This window comes from Dyella sp. (assembly GCF_035685885.1).
Lineage (GTDB): Bacteria > Pseudomonadota > Gammaproteobacteria > Xanthomonadales > Rhodanobacteraceae > Dyella.
In genome coordinates this window covers 28,561-43,658 of the sequence record NZ_DASRZX010000059.1, presented here as the reverse complement: position 1 = coordinate 43,658, position 15,098 = coordinate 28,561, and the positions used below count along the sequence as shown (strand labels likewise).

General features: G+C 65.0%; 11 protein-coding genes and 1 pseudogene. 5 read left to right on the top strand and 7 right to left on the bottom strand.

Annotation, left to right across the window (positions count from 1 at the left end):
• Positions 1-82: 82 nt before the first annotated feature.
• Complete coding sequence (locus VFG49_RS07380) at positions 83-799, bottom strand: DUF2059 domain-containing protein (RefSeq protein WP_324858984.1); 717 nt, start codon at positions 797-799, stop codon at positions 83-85.
• Between the two features lie 209 nt (positions 800-1,008).
• Here VFG49_RS07380 and uvrA point away from each other — a divergent pair, with 209 nt between their 5' ends.
• From uvrA to VFG49_RS07360, 4 genes are all read left to right on the top strand, one after another.
• Entirely contained in the window at positions 1,009-3,906 is a 2,898-nt protein-coding gene (gene uvrA / locus VFG49_RS07375; RefSeq protein WP_324858982.1) for an excinuclease ABC subunit UvrA, read from the top strand.
• Positions 3,903-4,406, top strand: a complete 504-nt coding sequence (locus tag VFG49_RS07370) for a thioesterase family protein (RefSeq protein WP_324858980.1) — start codon at positions 3,903-3,905, stop codon at positions 4,404-4,406. The genes uvrA and VFG49_RS07370 overlap by 4 nt, the downstream gene beginning before the upstream one ends.
• 104 nt (positions 4,407-4,510) lie before the next feature.
• Entirely contained in the window at positions 4,511-5,968 is a 1,458-nt protein-coding gene (locus VFG49_RS07365; protein ID WP_324858978.1) for a DUF4139 domain-containing protein, read from the top strand.
• 91 nt (positions 5,969-6,059) lie between these two features.
• Entirely contained in the window at positions 6,060-6,815 is a 756-nt protein-coding gene (locus tag VFG49_RS07360; RefSeq protein WP_324858976.1) for an enoyl-CoA hydratase/isomerase family protein, read from the top strand.
• A 117-nt stretch (positions 6,816-6,932) separates the two neighbouring features.
• Here the strand turns inward: VFG49_RS07360 and VFG49_RS07355 are convergent, their stop codons facing one another.
• The 3 genes and pseudogenes from VFG49_RS07355 to VFG49_RS07345 form a co-directional block, all read right to left on the bottom strand.
• Complete coding sequence (locus VFG49_RS07355; protein WP_324858974.1) at positions 6,933-7,811, bottom strand: sulfurtransferase; 879 nt, start codon at positions 7,809-7,811, stop codon at positions 6,933-6,935.
• A pseudogene (locus VFG49_RS07350) lies at positions 7,808-8,613 on the bottom strand (CoA pyrophosphatase). Before VFG49_RS07350 ends, VFG49_RS07355 begins: the two are co-directional and overlap by 4 nt.
• A 79-nt stretch (positions 8,614-8,692) precedes the next feature.
• The gene (locus VFG49_RS07345; protein WP_324858972.1) at positions 8,693-9,403 is read right to left on the bottom strand and encodes an FKBP-type peptidyl-prolyl cis-trans isomerase; all 711 of its coding nucleotides are present in this window, start codon (positions 9,401-9,403) and stop codon (positions 8,693-8,695) included.
• 150 nt (positions 9,404-9,553) lie between these two features.
• Between VFG49_RS07345 and VFG49_RS07340 the strand changes: the two genes are divergently transcribed.
• Positions 9,554-10,336, top strand: coding sequence for an enoyl-CoA hydratase/isomerase family protein (locus VFG49_RS07340; RefSeq protein ID WP_324858970.1), 783 nt, complete (start codon positions 9,554-9,556; stop codon positions 10,334-10,336).
• 114 nt (positions 10,337-10,450) lie between these two features.
• Here VFG49_RS07340 and VFG49_RS07335 read toward each other — a convergent pair whose 3' ends face one another.
• The 3 genes from VFG49_RS07335 to VFG49_RS07325 form a co-directional block, all read right to left on the bottom strand.
• Positions 10,451-11,347 (bottom strand): DUF1684 domain-containing protein, encoded by an 897-nt coding sequence (locus VFG49_RS07335; RefSeq protein WP_324858968.1) that lies wholly within the window; start codon positions 11,345-11,347, stop codon positions 10,451-10,453.
• Between the two features lie 73 nt (positions 11,348-11,420).
• A complete protein-coding gene (gene mutL / locus VFG49_RS07330; protein ID WP_324858966.1) occupies positions 11,421-13,250 on the bottom strand; it encodes a DNA mismatch repair endonuclease MutL in 1,830 nt (609 codons plus the stop codon).
• A 130-nt stretch (positions 13,251-13,380) separates the two neighbouring features.
• Positions 13,381-15,018: an N-acetylmuramoyl-L-alanine amidase gene (locus VFG49_RS07325; protein ID WP_414649076.1), complete on the bottom strand. Its 1,638-nt coding sequence runs from the start codon at positions 15,016-15,018 to the stop codon at positions 13,381-13,383.
• Between the last annotated feature and the right edge of the window lie 80 nt (positions 15,019-15,098).

Genomic DNA, 15,098 nt, shown 5'->3' with positions numbered 1-15,098 from the left:
CCAAACAGGCACCGGCGAACTCGGGAGTATAGCGACTGTTATGACCGCTGGTCAATTACTGACCAGCCTGACTCCCTGGCACCTACGGGCCACCGGGAGAACCGCTGGCCGGGGTGGGCACCTTGGCTGGAACGGCCTTGCTGTCTGCGGACGACGTGGTAGCAGACGACGTGGACTTGCTCTCCGTCTTTGCCGGGGTTTTCGCGGGAACTGGTTTCTTGGCGGCCGGCTTGGGTGCTGGCTTCTTGGCCGGCGCCTTGGCGGCGGCCTTCTTTGCCGGAGCCTTTGCCGCGGGCTTGGCCGGGACGTCTTCTGCATCGCCCTCGGCATCCCCTGCCGCCGCTCCGATGGCGGGAGCCGTGACGGCCTTGCTGGCCGGGCAACGGCCGGCGGCATCCAGGCTGCCCTTCTGCTTGAGCTCGGCGATCATCTGCTCGCTGCGTTCCTGGCTCCACTGGCGGCCGGCCTGATTGGCCTCGGCCATGGTGGTGGGCATCTCGTTGATGACCTTCTGCCCCAGCGGTGAGCGGTAGAACTTCAGCAGGCCATCCAGTTCGTCGGAACTGAAATGCTTCTGGTAGACCGGCACCAGCCGGCCGATGAACTGCTGTGTGCCATTGGCATCGATGTAGTTCTGCCAGTAGTCGGCCGGGACACAAGGCAGCGACTGCTGCATGGTGGCCACCGCCTGGTAGTTCATCTGGCTCAGCATCTTGCCGACGCCCACCGCCTCCATCAGCTGCCGCACCTGCGCCTCGCTGGCCGGTGCTGTCGCGGCCTGAGCCGCGGCCCCAGCCATTGCAAGCGCCAGGGTGGCGCCCCATCTCTTCCACTTGCCCATCCGCACGCTCTGTTGCCTCGATCCGATTCGATCAAAGGCCGTATTAAGCCACAGTCGCGCCGGCACTCCCTGAAGGGCGCCGCCAAGAGCTCGTCAGGCAATAACTGACCTGGGTAGTTTGCTATAGTACAGTTTTCCCCTTTCCACCCCACTCTTTCCCGAGCGACATGGACACCATCCGCATCCGCGGCGCGCGCACGCACAACCTGAAAAACGTCGACCTGGACCTGCCCCGCGACAAGCTGATCGTGATCACCGGCCTGTCCGGCTCCGGCAAGTCCTCGCTGGCGTTCGACACCATCTATGCCGAAGGCCAGCGCCGGTATGTCGAGTCGCTATCGGCTTACGCCAGGCAATTCCTCTCGATGATGGAAAAACCGGACGTGGACCACATTGAAGGTCTCTCGCCGGCTATTTCCATTGAACAGAAGTCCACCTCGCACAACCCGCGCTCCACCGTGGGCACGATCACCGAGGTGTATGACTACCTGCGTCTGCTTTATGCCCGCGTAGGCACGCCGCGCTGCCCCGATCACGGCATTCCGCTGGAAGCGCAGACAGTGAGCCAGATGGTGGACGCCACGCTCGCGCTCGACCCCGAAAAGCGCTTCATGCTGCTTGCGCCGGTGATCCGTGAGCGCAAGGGCGAGCACGTGCAGGTGTTCGACCAGCTGCGGGCGCAGGGTTTCGTGCGCGCGCGCGTGGACGGCGCCGTCTACGACCTCGATGCGGTGCCGCCGCTCACATTGCGCCAGAAGCACACCATCGAAGTGGTGATCGACCGCTTCCGTCCGCGCGACGACATCAAGCAACGCCTGGCCGAATCGTTCGAGACCGCGCTGCGCCTGGGCGATGGCCTGGTGATCTTGGCCGACATGGACGATGCCAAGGCACCGGAGCAACTGCTTTCCTCGCGCTACTCCTGCCCGGTTTGCGATTACTCGCTGCCGGAGCTGGAACCGCGCCTGTTCTCGTTCAACTCCCCGGTCGGCGCCTGCCCCACCTGCGACGGCCTGGGCGTGACGCAGGTATTCGATCCTGCGCGCGTGGTGGCACATCCGGAACTGTCGCTTGCCGGCGGTGCCATCCGTGGATGGGATCGCCGCAATGCCCATTATTTCCAGCTGATCATGTCGCTGGCCGGCCATTACAAATTCGACGTCGACACGCCGTGGCGCAAGCTGCCCGCGGACGTCCAGAAGGCCATCCTGTACGGCAGCGGCAAGGATCGCATTGCCTTCAGGTACCTCACGGAGCGCGGCGGTCGCGTGACGCGTGAGCATGCCTTCGAAGGCATTCTTCCGAATATGGAGCGTCGCTACAAGGAAACCGAATCCCCCGCCGTGCGCGAGGAGCTTTCCAAGTACATAAGCGACCAGCCATGCCCGGAATGCGAAGGCCAGCGCCTCAACCGTTCGGCGCGCAACGTGTTCGTCGCGGACCACGCCATTCCCTCGCTTACGTCGCGCTCGATCGACGATGCGCTGGCCTTCTTCGAGAAGCTTTCGCTTACCGGCTGGCGCGGCGAAATCGCGGTGAAGATCGTCAAGGAAATCCGCGAGCGACTCACCTTCCTCAACGACGTGGGCCTCAATTACCTCACGCTGGATCGACAGGCCGACACGTTGTCGGGCGGCGAGGCGCAGCGCATCCGCCTTGCCTCGCAGATCGGCGCGGGCCTCGTGGGCGTGATGTACGTGCTCGACGAGCCGTCCATCGGCCTGCACCAGCGCGACAACGAACGACTGCTGGGTACGCTCACGCGGCTGCGCGATCTGGGCAATACGGTGATCGTGGTCGAGCATGACGAAGACGCCATCCGCATGGCGGACCATGTGCTCGACATCGGCCCGGGTGCCGGCGTGCACGGCGGCGAAGTGGTGGCGCAAGGCACGCTGAAGGACATCCTGGCCACGCCGCGATCCGTCACGGGCCAGTACCTGTCGGGCAAGCGCGGCATCAAAGTGCCCATCGAGCGCCGGCAACAGCTCGATGCCGATTCTTGGCTGCACTTGAAGGGTGCCAGCGGCAACAATCTGAAGCATGTGGACCTGGCGATTCCTGCGGGCCTATTCACCTGCGTCACCGGCGTGTCCGGCTCGGGCAAGTCGACGCTGATCAACGACACCTTGTTCCGCCTCGCCGCCACCGAACTGAACGGCTCCAGCGCTCAGGCTGCGCCGCACGCCTCGGTCGAAGGTCTGGAGCTGTTCGACAAGGTGGTGGACATCGACCAGTCGCCGATCGGACGCACGCCGCGCTCGAATCCGGCAACGTACACGGGTCTGTTCACGCCGTTGCGCGAGCTGTTCGCGCAGGTACCCGAGGCGCGTGCGCGTGGCTACACGCCGGGCCGCTTCAGCTTCAACGTGCGCGGTGGTCGCTGCGAGGCCTGCGAGGGCGACGGCATGATCAAGGTGGAGATGCACTTCCTGCCTGACGTGTACGTGCCGTGCGACGTGTGCCACGGCAAGCGCTACAACCGCGAAACGCTGGAAGTCCACTACAAAGGCCATACGATTGCCGACGTGCTCGACATGACGGTGGAGGATGCGTTCAAGCTGTTCGAGAACGTTCCGACCATCGCCCGCAAGCTCGAAACGCTGCGTGCCGTGGGCCTGGATTACATCAAGCTTGGCCAGAGCGCGACCACGCTCTCCGGTGGCGAAGCGCAGCGTGTGAAACTGTCCAAGGAACTGTCCAAGCGCGATACCGGCCGCACGCTTTACATACTCGACGAGCCGACCACCGGCCTACACTTCCACGATATCGAGCAGTTGCTCGACGTGCTGCACCAGTTGGTGGAACAGGGCAATACCGTGGTCGTGATCGAGCACAATCTCGATGTGATCAAAACCGCCGACTGGCTGGTCGATCTGGGCCCGGAAGGCGGTGCTGGTGGTGGTCGCATTCTGGTTTCAGGCACGCCGGAAACCGTGGCGGCGACGCCCGGCTCGCATACCGGTCACTTCCTTGCCCCCCATCTGGACATGAAGCCCGCCAAGATGGCCAAGGTCCAGAGCAACGGCAAGAGCAAACCCGCACTACGGAAGAAGACTGCATGAGTTCCACCCAACCGGCGCCCGAGAAACGCACGCGGGCCCGCAAGGCCGAAGCGCAGGAAAGCGCTTCGGTCATCGTGGCTGAACAGCCTGTCGGCGCATCACAAACATTGTTCGTCGCCTCCATCGGCGTGCGATGGCGCGATCTTGACGCGTTCAACCACGTCAACAATTCCAACTACCTCACTTACCTCGAAGAGGCTCGTTTGCAGTGGCTGCGCCACGTGCCGGGCTGGTTCGACGAGCAGTCGATGCCGGTGCTGGCCGCCAGCGAGATCAACTACCGCCGCCCCATCGAATGGCCTGCCCAATTGCACGTGGAGCTGAGCTGCGAGCGCCTGGGCAACAGCTCGATCACGCTGGCGCATCGCATCCTTGATGCCAACGACGACAACGCGTTGTACAGCGACGGCAAGGTGGTAATGGTGTGGATGAACCCGGCCACCGGCAAGCCCGTGCCACTGCCGCAGTCGATCCGCGGCGCCGCCGAAGGCCTCGCTTGAACGACGTATCCGGCGTTCGGGGTTAAGCGACACCGAACGCCGGATGCCCCAGCTTCATGCGGCACACGTAACATCCACGGCGACCACCCGAAAGGAGTTCGACCGTGAGCCCGCTTCCCCTCCGCACTCTCGCCTTCGCTATCGCTGCCAGCATGACGGCGGCGGCCTCCGCCGCATCGACCACCAGCCTCACGCTCTACCGCAGCGACGACGCGGCATTGTTCAGCGCCAATGACGACGGCGGCGTGCAGGCAGGCTATGCCGTGGCGCGTGAACCTCGCGAGCTTCAGCTCAAGGGCGGCATGCAGGACATCAGCCTTGGCGGACTGCCGCGATACCTCGACCCCGAAGCCATGGCATTGAGCGTCGAGGGAGATGCGGCCCGCGTCGTTTCGCAGCGATTGCTGCTGGCCCAGGGCCCGAACGCCGCGCTCGGCAGTCTGGTGGGGCAGCCCGTGGAAGTACTCGCCAGCAGCGGCCAGACGCTTGCCAGCGGCACACTGTTGCGCGCGGGCGAGGGCTTGCTGGTGCAGGACGCCTCGGGCCGCACGAGCCTGATCCGCGAGTTCGCCTCCGTGCGTGCCCAGGGCACCTTCCAGACCGGCTCCAGCCTGCAGCTGCGCGTGGAGGCCAAGCGTGCCGGCAACGCGCAGGCGACCCTGAGCTACACCACTGCCGGGCTTGGCTGGCGCTCGGCGTATGTCGGCACGTTGGCGCCGGGCGACGGCTGCAGCATGCAGTTCGAAGCGCGCGCCAGCATCGCCAATCGCAGCGGGCGCGACTGGAACGGCGTGAAGCTCACCCTGATCGCCGGCGAGCCGCAGATCGCCAAACCCACGTCACCGCGCGGAGCACCCGCGCCAATGATGTACGCCGCGCGCGCCAAGGCAGACGTGGCGTTGCCCGAGCAATCGACGCTGGCCGACTACCGCAGCTATACCCTGCCCTCGCCGGTCGACCTGCCCGACGGCAGCGTGAGCCAGGTGCCGCTGTACGAGAGCCGTTCTCTCGAATGCAAACGCACGATGCTTTACGAATACGGTGGAGCATGGACATCGCCCCAGCCGATTCTCCAGCGTGACTACGGCACCAACTATGGCAACACCATCGCGAGCATTTTGCAGTTCCGCGCCTTCGACAGCCTGCCCGCCGGATACCTGCGCGTGTTCACCAGCGATCGCAGCGGCACGCCGCAATTCATTGGCGAGGACCGGATCAACGACACGCCCAAGGGGGACGAGGTGCGCGTCGTGCTGGGTACTGCGTTCGATCTGCGCGGTGAACGCGAGCGCACTGCCTTCAGCGTGGACAAGGCCGGCCATACGATGGATGAGGCCTTCCGCATCACGCTGACCAATGCGAGCGACAAAGCCCGTGTGGTGACGGTGCGCGAACATCCGTCGCGCTGGCGCCAGTGGAAGCTGGTGTCCTCGAGCGGGAAGCCGAGCCAGCAGACGACCGACACACTGGAATTCCAGGTCACCGTGCCAGCCGGAGGCAAGGCCACCCTGGACTACGCAGTGCGTTACCAGTGGACCGATGAGGACCACCCGCAGGGTTGAGCGAGAACCGCCGGAGGCGAGAGACACCGACCATGCACTGCCGGTTTGCTACTCTCGCCTCCCCAGCTCGTTCTTCAATCCGGATCCCGCCATGCTCAACGTCATCACGCACGACGCCGTTACCGAAATCAACCTCGCCCGCCTGCCGGTCAATGCGCTCAACGTCGACCTGCTTCGCGCGATCCGTGATGCCGTCGATGGCGCTTTGGCCGCGGGTGCGCGCGGCCTGGTGTTGTCGGGTGCGCCTGGCATGTTCTCGGCGGGCGTGGACGTGCCTGCCCTGCTTGGCTGCGACGAAAGCGGCGTACGCGACTTCTGGCGCGAATTCTTCCGCACCTGCTCGAAGCTGGCGTTGTCGCCGGTGCCGGTAGTGGCGGCCATCACCGGGCACAGCCCCGCCGGCGGCGCCGTGCTGTCCCTGTTCTGCGACTACCGCGTGATGGCCGAGGGTCCGTTCAAGATCGGCCTCAACGAAGTGCAGGTTGGCCTGGTGGTGCCGGAAAGTATCCAGCTGGCCCTGCGCCGCATTGTCGGCCCGTATCGCGCCGAACGCCTGATGGTGGCGGGCGCCATGGTCGATTCCTCGCAGGCGCTGGCCCATGGCCTGGTGGATGAACTTACCAATGTCGAACAAGTGGTGACGCGCTCGCTGCATTGGCTGGAAGGCATGCTGGCCTTGCCGTCGAACGCCATGCTCACCACGCGGGCCATTGCACGCGCCGACCTCACCGACATCTGGGGCGACCCCGATGCGCTTCCGATCGACCAGTTCCTGGAGGCTTACTTCAAGCCGGAAACGCAGGCCGTGTTGCGGGCGCTGGTGGCGCGGTTGAAGAAGAAGGACTAAGCGCCAGCGCGACAAGCCGCACGTGCAGGAGCGCACCCGGTGCGCGATCGGCGAACGGCAGCGTTGCAGTTTTGCGATCGCGCATCGGGCGCACTCCTACAACACGAAGAGGCTGCGTCAGCCTGGCTGTTCGCCCTTCGCCACCGGTCGCTCGGGATCGCTGACCCATCCGCTCCACGAGGGCGCATACAGTCGCGATCCGACCAGTCCCGCGTGCTCCATCGCCAGCAGATTGTGGCAGGCAGTCACTCCCGAGCCGCACATGTGCACCACGTCCGCCGGCGCGCGCGCGCCAAGCAGGGCGAGAAATGCTTCGCGCAACTCGCCCGCCGGCCTGAAGCGACCATCCGCAGCGAGGTTCTCCGAAAAGGGACGGTTCAGTGCCCCCGGCACATGCCCGCCCACGCGATCGATCGGTTCCACCTCGCCGCGGTAGCGCGGCGCGGCGCGCGCATCGAGCACCACGTTGCCCGCATCGCGCAGATGCGAATGGTCCGTCAGGTAACGGCTGGCATCGAAGTGCAGGTCCACACGCGTAGGCGCGCGCGCCACGTCGCCCGATTCGACAGGCAGGCCCGCTGCGGTCCACGCAGGAAAGCCGCCATCGAGCACCGCCACGTCACGCACGCCCGCTAGCTTCAGCAGCCACCATAAGCGAGCCGCGGCGAGCGCACCGTTGGCCGCGTCGTAGCAAACCACCTGCAGCCCGGGTCGCCAGCCCCACCGCGAGAGTGCCGAAGAAAAAGCGGTTTCCAGCGGCAACGGGTGACGTCCGAGCCCTTCGGATTGACGCGAGAGATCGGAGAGATCCGTATCGAGGCTCGCATAGACGGCGCCCGGGATGTGCGCCTCGCGGTAGTCGCGCTCGCCTTTGCCGGTATCACGGCTGCCGTTGCCGGGCGCCATCAGCTCGAAGCGACAATCGACGATGAGTATCGCATCCATCGGCAGCGCGGCCAGTTCATCGACATCGATCAGCGTGGTCTTGACGGTCATGCGCGTCCCATCCTCTTCAGCAGGTTCAACACCATCGCGGCCGTGGCGCCCCAGATGCGGTGGCCGCCATGCACGAACTCCACCATGTCGCGGCGGTGGCCACGAAATTCCATCGTGTAGCGCCGCAGGTTCGCTGGTTCCAGGAAGAACGACAGCGGCACTTCGAAGACTTCGGCCACTTCGGCCGGTGCCGGGTACAGCCGCGCGTCCGGATCGATGCGCGCGACCACAGGCGTGATGTTGTAGCCGCTGATGGTTTCGAAGCGATCCAGGAAACCCAGTGGCGTGACCAGCCGACGTTCCAGTCCGATCTCTTCCTCACTCTCACGCAAGGCCGTGGCGATGGCATCGACGTCCTCGGGGTCGGTGCGTCCACCGGGAAACGCCACCTGTCCCGCGTGCGAAGGCAAGTCATTGGTGCGAACGGTCAGTACGAGGCGCGGCTGCACACCTTCACGCACACCAACCAGCACCGCGGCGGGGCGGCGCGGCGTGTTGCCGAGCAGGTCGGCCATCTCCAGATGATTCCAGCCGTTGCCGCTGGGCGGTGAAGACAGCGGCAGCAGCGCGGAGTCCAGGGCGGCCAGCAGCTCTGTCATGGCGGTGTCTTGCGCGTAGGCAATACGTCGCGCATCAGGCGCTGCCGCTCCGCATCATTCATGCCGCGCCAGCGGGCGATTTCGTCACCGGTGCGCTGGCATCCCAGGCAATAACCCCGGTCATCGAGTTTGCAGATGCCGGTGCACGGTGTCAGCGGCGAAGGAGCAAGGGGAGCGGGATCGTTGTACATGAGCCTGTCCATGCTAGCCGATCCGGCCATGCAAAGCCCGGCCTGGTGGTCCGTCATGCGTTCGCATCAGGTGCAGGTACGCCGGGCGAGGTTATTGCTGGATATCGAGCAACTCGATTTCGAACACCAGCGTCTCGTTCGGACCAATGCGTGGCAGCATGCCGCGCGGTCCGTAGGCCAGCTGCGGCGGAATCACCACCTTCCAGCGGTCGCCGACGTGCATCCGCGGGATCACGTCTTGCCAACCGGGAATCACCTTGTCCACCACGAAGCGTACCGGCGCGCCATGGGCCCAAGTGCTGTCGAACTCGGTGCCATCCACCAACATGCCGCGATAGTTCACGGTGACCTGGCTGGTGACCTTGGGATTGGTCGTGCCTTCGCCCTTCTTCAGCACCGCGTACTGGATGCCGGAAGGCAACTGGACCACGCCCGGCTGCTTGCGATTGCGTTCGAGAAATTCCGCGCTCTTGCGCGCATTGCTGTCCGCGATGCGCTTGAACTCGGCCAGCGCCTTGGTGTGCATCTCCTGGTCGAGCTTCTGCAGCTGGTCGTGCATGTCCTGCATGGACACGCTGGGCTGTTTCTTCGCGTAGGCGTCCTGGATGGCGCGTTGCAGGACGGCGATATCCACATCCGGATCGCCGCTCGCGAACTGGCTGCCGATCTGGAACCCGATGGCATAGGAAAGTTTGGCCTTGTCCAGGCGGACACTCGATGTATCCGACGGAGCACCATCCTGCGCATGCGCCATCACACCCCAACACAGGATGCCCAGAGCCAGCCAACGCAGTTGTGCCATGCCTATCTCCATTCCTGCCGGAGCTCCCATCGTAAGTGGTCCGGGCCGATCGTACAGCGGACGGCCGCCGACGGGGCGTCCTTGCTGAGAACGCCAGGGGCTTCAAAGGTTCCCACTGGTACCATGGCGCTTTGCCTGTGGAGTGGACTCATGGCTTACCGGAACCTGGATATCGCCAACCGCGGCGCGGTGCGCACGATCACCGTCAATCGCCCGGACAAGCTCAACGCGCTCAATCGCGAAACGCTCAACGAGCTGACCCTGGCGTTCACCCAGGCCGCCCAGGACGATGCCGTGCGTGCCGTGGTACTGGCAGGCGCTGGCGAGAAGGCCTTCGTGGCTGGCGCAGACATCGCCGAAATGAATGGGTACACGCCGGTGCAGGCGCAGGGTTTCTCGCGCGCGGGGCAACGGCTGATGAGCCTGATCGAACGCCTGGGCAAGCCGGTCATCGCGCGCGTGCAGGGTTTTGCGCTCGGCGGCGGCATGGAGCTGGCCATGGCCTGCCATCTGCGCGTGGCCAGCGAGAAGGCCAAATTCGGTCAGCCGGAAATCAACCTCGGCCTGATCCCCGGCTTTGGTGGCACCCAGCGTTTGCTGCGCCTTGCGGGTCGCAGCGCCGCGCTGGAACTGTGCCTGCTGGGTGCACCCATCAATGCACAGCGTGCGTATGAATTGGGCGTCGTCACCCGCGTGGTGGCACCCGAGGCACTGGACGAAACGGTCAACGCCATCGCCGACCAGCTCGCCGCCTCTGCACCGTTGGCCGCCGCCGGCATCCTCGACGCGGTGCTGCAGGGCGGAGAGACGGGCATTGACCAAGGCCTGGAGTTTGAAACGCAGGCATTCGCCCTCGCCTTCTCCACTGAAGACATGCGCGAAGGCACCACGGCATTCCTGGAAAAGCGCAAGCCCGTATTCAAGGGCCAGTAAAAAGGCCAGCAAATAGCAGAGAGGAGTGAGAAACGAGAGAGAGCCTCTCTCACTACTCACTCCTCTTCACTCACTCCTCTTCACGCACTCGTCGCCTCTTCACTCGCTCCTCGCTCAGTGCCCGCCGCGGTACTTTTTCTCGCCCGCCGTCACGGCAAGATCCATGCGGTTTTCCGGCGGTGCCAACGGGCATGTGGCGTAAGGCGTGAATGCGCACGGCGGGTTGTAGGCGCGATTGAAATCGAGCACCACCTTGCCGTCCTTGGGCAGGTCGGCATAGAGGAAACGCGCCGCGCCATAGGTTTCGCGCCCGGATGTGCGATCGGCAATGACGAAGAACAGCGAATCGGGTTCTTCCTGGATCGGCATCAGCTCGTAGGTGTGGCCATCACGCTTGAACACGGCCTTGCCCGGCACCTTTTCCTTGTTGATCGTGCCCAGCACCGAACCGATCTCCAGTTCGCGCGGCGGATCGAACGGCACCCAGTCCGCCACGATGCGCCAGGACGGATCGGCGGGGAAATAATCGAGGCCGAGGAAATGCGTGCGCGTTTCCGCCTGGCTGTCTTTCACGCGGAGCGCCTTGCGCCCGTCGCGCTCGATCACCAGGAAGCTCGTGCTTCCAAAGGCGACCACCGTCGGTGCGGCCTCGCCAGCGTGCATGTCGTCGATCAGGTCGGCCTCGGACACGACCTTGCCGTCGACGGTGGCGCCGCTGTTCTTGTCCAACACCATGTGCAGCGCGCCGTCCTTCCACAGCGACACCACGCCAAGATGCGCGGGTCCGGACTTCAGCACGATGTCGTTGTCGCTGGCGCTTCCCACGCGATTGGCGCCCTGCTCCAGCCAATCAAGGCCAATGAGGCTCAGCCAGCCGTTGGGCGCGGCGAGGTTGGCGAGGCGCTTGTCGCGCCACTGCTGGTTCTGCTGCGGGAAATCGTTGGTTGTCTGGGCGTGCACGGCGGCAATTCCAAGGCTCAAGGCAAAAGCGAAAACGGCGGTACGCAACATGGCAGGCCCCGTCTGGATAGGGTTCCGAGTATGGACGTCCATTTGAGGCCCATGCAAGCGTGCCGGGGAACGATCAACGGCCGCGCAGGAACAACTTGTCGAGTTCGGACATGCTCAGCTGCGTCCAGGTCGGCCGACCATGGTTGCACTGACCGGACCGCTCGGTGGCTTCCATCTCCCGTAGCAAGGCATTCATTTCGGGCAGCGTGAGGCGCCGGCCTGCGCGCACGGAACCGTGGCAGGCCATGGTGGAGAGCAGCTCGTTCTCCAGCTCCTGCAGGCGGCGCGAACTGCCATGCTGCGCGAGTTCGGCCAGCACATCGCGGCAAAGCTGCGCCACGTCCGCGCCTTCCAGCAAGGCTGGAATGCGCCGCACCACCACGCCGGCCGGACCGCTGCGCGAAAGCTCCAGGCCCCATTCGGCCAGCGCGTCGCCATGCTCTTCCGCGGCCGCGGCTTCCCTTGCGCTTACCGATACGTTCAAGGGCACCAGCATCAGCTGCGATCGCAGGTTGCTGCATGCGCGGCCGTTCTTCAGCTTTTCATAGGTAATGCGCTCATGCGCGGCGTGCATGTCCACCAGCACGAGGCCGTGGATATTCTCGGCAAGGATATAGATGTTCTTGAGCTGCGCCACGGCAAAGCCGAGCGGCGGCGCCTGGTCGTCGGTTGCCTCAGGCATCGGCGTGTTGGCGGCGAAGCCCAGCGGAGGCGGCGGCGCGTGAGTTTCGCCAAGCAAGGCCGCGTACCCGGCAAGCGGCTCCTCGCGCACGCCCAGGCTGAGGCGGCTCTGGCTCAAGGCATTGGGCCATGCAGGCGTGGATGACGCGTATGCCGGCGACATGCTGTAAGCAGGCGCCTGCAGCGGGGCCGCCTCCGCGACCGGCATGCCCACCTGTCCCGCACGCGTCTGCGCCAGCGCTTCGTGCAGCGTACGGAACAGGAAATCGTGCACGAGGCGCTGCTCGCGAAAGCGCACTTCGTGCTTGGCCGGATGCACGTTCACGTCCACGCCTGCCGGATCGAGTTCCAGATACAGCACGAACGCCGGATGCCGACCATGGAACAGCACGTCCGCGTACGCCTGGCGCACTGCGTGGGCGACCACGCGATCACGTACCAGACGCCCGTTCACATAGAAATACTGCGAATCAGCCTGCGAGCGCGATGCCGTCGGCAGGCCGACCCAGCCGGAAAGGTGCAACCCCGCAGCCGCATGGTCGATGCGCAGGCTCTGGCCGGGGAAATCTTCGCCGAGCACCTCGGCCACGCGCTGCAACGCGGCGTTCTCGTCTCGCGCAGCTTTCCAGATGCGTACCGGCTTGCCGTTGTGGCTGAGCCGGAATTCCACCGAACCTCGTGCCAGCGCCAGCGATTTCAACAGGTCGTCGATGTGTGCGAACTCGGTGCGTTCGGCGCGGAGAAATTTCCTGCGCGCCGGCACGTTGTAGAACAGGTCGCGCACTTCCACGCTGCTGCCCTGCGGATGCTGTGCGGGACGTGCCGCCTGCATCTTGCCGCCGTCGACTTCGATGCGGAACGCCGTGTCCTGGCCGTGTGCGCGCGAGGTCAATGCAAAGCGCGCCACCGACGAGACGGACGCCAGCGCTTCGCCGCGAAAGCCCATGCTGGCGACATGTTCGAGGTCGTCGAAACTGCCGATCTTGCTGGTGGCATGCGAAGCCACTGCCAGCCGCAGTTCGTCATGCGCGATGCCGCAACCGTCGTCGCGCACGCGGATCAGGCGCGCACCGCCCTGCTCGATGTCGACTTCGACGCGCGTAGCGCCAGCGTCGAGGCTGTTTTCCACCAATTCCTTCACCACGGACGACGGTCGTTCGATGACCTCGCCGGCAGCAATCTGATTGATGAGTTCGGGCGGAAGAGGACGAATGACGGGCATCGGCGAAGCTTAAGGCCTGCTGCCCCGGGGTAAAAGCGCAGCGACCACCGCGCGCGAACGGAAACCAGGCAAAGCAACGGCTTAGCGCGCCTTCCCGAATTTCCGCGTGCCTTCGTTCAGATCGCGGGTATCAGCCGGCCGGAATGGTCAGCATCATGCCGACCCGCATGCCGGTATCACCGCTCAGGCGATTGGCGGACTTGAGCGCATCCACGCTCACGCCGTACTGCCGCGCGATGCTGCGTAGGCTCTCGCCACGCTCGACGCGGTGCAGGTCACGTACGCCATCGTCGGCGCGCGCGCTGTCGCTGCCCTTGGATGACGCCATGGCCTGCGCCACAGCCTTGCCTGCGCGGGACGAGGTGTCGTCGTCGCCCTGCGAGGTGGCGACGTTGGCTACGCTATTGCGGCGCGAGGCCTGCGCCGCGAACCAGCTACCCGGTGGCGGCGTGGCCTCGAAGTAACTCCGCACGCCATTCATGACCGCCGTCGCGAGACGCGACTGATGCGAGGGATCACGCAGCTTGCGCTCTTCTTCAGGATTGCTGATGAAAGCCGTCTCGACCAGGATCGACGGCACATCCGGCGAGCGCAGCACCACGAAGTTGGCCCGCTCCACATAACCGCGATGCGTGGGACCGAGGTTGCCCAGCGCCGTCAGCACGTTGCTCGCCACGGTTTCGCTGGCTTGCATGGAATAACCCTGCTGCAGGTCGAGCAGCACGGCAGCCAGGCCGTCGTTCTTGTCGTCCAACGTGACGCCGCCGATGAGGTCGGCACGGTTCTGGCCATCGGCGAGCCAGCGCGCGGCCATGCTGGTTTTGCCGCGAGGGGAAAGCACCCACACGGACGAACCCTTCGCATCACCGTTGATGAAGGCGTCGGCGTGAACCGATATGAACAGGTCCGCCGAGTTGTTGCGCGCGATTTGGTAGCGCTGCGCCAGCGGAATGAAGAAATCCGCGCTGCGGGTGAGTACCGCGCGCATGCCGGGCTGCTGATTGATCTGGTCCGCCAGCTGGCGAGCCACCGCGAGGGTGACGTTCTTTTCCAGCGTACCGCCGGGACCGTGCGCGCCAGGGTCATCGCCACCGTGGCCGGCATCGATGGCAATCACCACCTTGCGCTCGCCATTGAGCAGCGCTGCCGCAGCGCGCGTCGAGGCCATGCCGCTCTGCGTGGGCTTGAGGCTGGACTTGCCCGTCGTGCGCACCGAGGACGCCACCGGCTCGGGCGCCTGGGGCGGCAGCGGGGCCGCATCGACGACCGCCGAGGCGGACGAAACCGACGCCCCTGCTTCGTCGTCATCGCTGCCAGCGGAGGACCGTACCGGAGCCGGCGTGCTCGAAGGCGACGCCTTGGCGACGGAACCGCTGCCGGGATACAGGTCAACCACCAGGCGGTAGCCGTAGTCGGCCTGCGGCTTCAGCAGGAAGCTCTTCGCGTTGGAGGCGGGATCGACCTTGGCCGTCAGCCGGACGTTGTTGCCTTGCTTGGAACCAGTCAGCCCCTTGTAGAGCCCCTGCGCCGCCGGCGAGCTGAAAGTGCCGCTGATGGAGCTGCTGTTGACGTCGATAGTGAGCTGGTCGCCATCCTGCTTGACCCGGTAGGTGACTGGGCCAGATACGTCGAGCACGACCCGGGTGTATTCAGGGCCCGCCCAGACGCGAGCCGACTTCACGTCGGCGGCGTGCGAAAGGCAAAACGGTGCCATGGCCAGCAAGGCCGCGGCGCCGAATCGAACAGGATGCGTCCTATATCCCTTCATGGGGCCGAATTGAAGCCCAGCAGGCCGGGGAAAGCAAGAGGTTTTCCTTGAATATCCATAACCTGCAGGAGATTTGTCAG

Coding starts and splice junctions, on each gene's coding strand:
- VFG49_RS07340 (WP_324858970.1), top strand. CDS start 9,554: ATGGCTTACCGGAACCTGGATATCGCCAACCGCGGCGCGGTGCGCACG.
- VFG49_RS07360 (WP_324858976.1), top strand. CDS start 6,060: ATGCTCAACGTCATCACGCACGACGCCGTTACCGAAATCAACCTCGCC.
- VFG49_RS07325 (WP_414649076.1), bottom strand. CDS start 15,018: ATGAAGGGATATAGGACGCATCCTGTTCGATTCGGCGCCGCGGCCTTG.
- VFG49_RS07370 (WP_324858980.1), top strand. CDS start 3,903: ATGAGTTCCACCCAACCGGCGCCCGAGAAACGCACGCGGGCCCGCAAG.
- VFG49_RS07335 (WP_324858968.1), bottom strand. CDS start 11,347: ATGTTGCGTACCGCCGTTTTCGCTTTTGCCTTGAGCCTTGGAATTGCC.
- mutL (WP_324858966.1), bottom strand. CDS start 13,250: ATGCCCGTCATTCGTCCTCTTCCGCCCGAACTCATCAATCAGATTGCT.
- uvrA (WP_324858982.1), top strand. CDS start 1,009: ATGGACACCATCCGCATCCGCGGCGCGCGCACGCACAACCTGAAAAAC.
- VFG49_RS07355 (WP_324858974.1), bottom strand. CDS start 7,811: ATGACCGTCAAGACCACGCTGATCGATGTCGATGAACTGGCCGCGCTG.
- VFG49_RS07380 (WP_324858984.1), bottom strand. CDS start 799: ATGGCTGGGGCCGCGGCTCAGGCCGCGACAGCACCGGCCAGCGAGGCG.
- VFG49_RS07345 (WP_324858972.1), bottom strand. CDS start 9,403: ATGGCACAACTGCGTTGGCTGGCTCTGGGCATCCTGTGTTGGGGTGTG.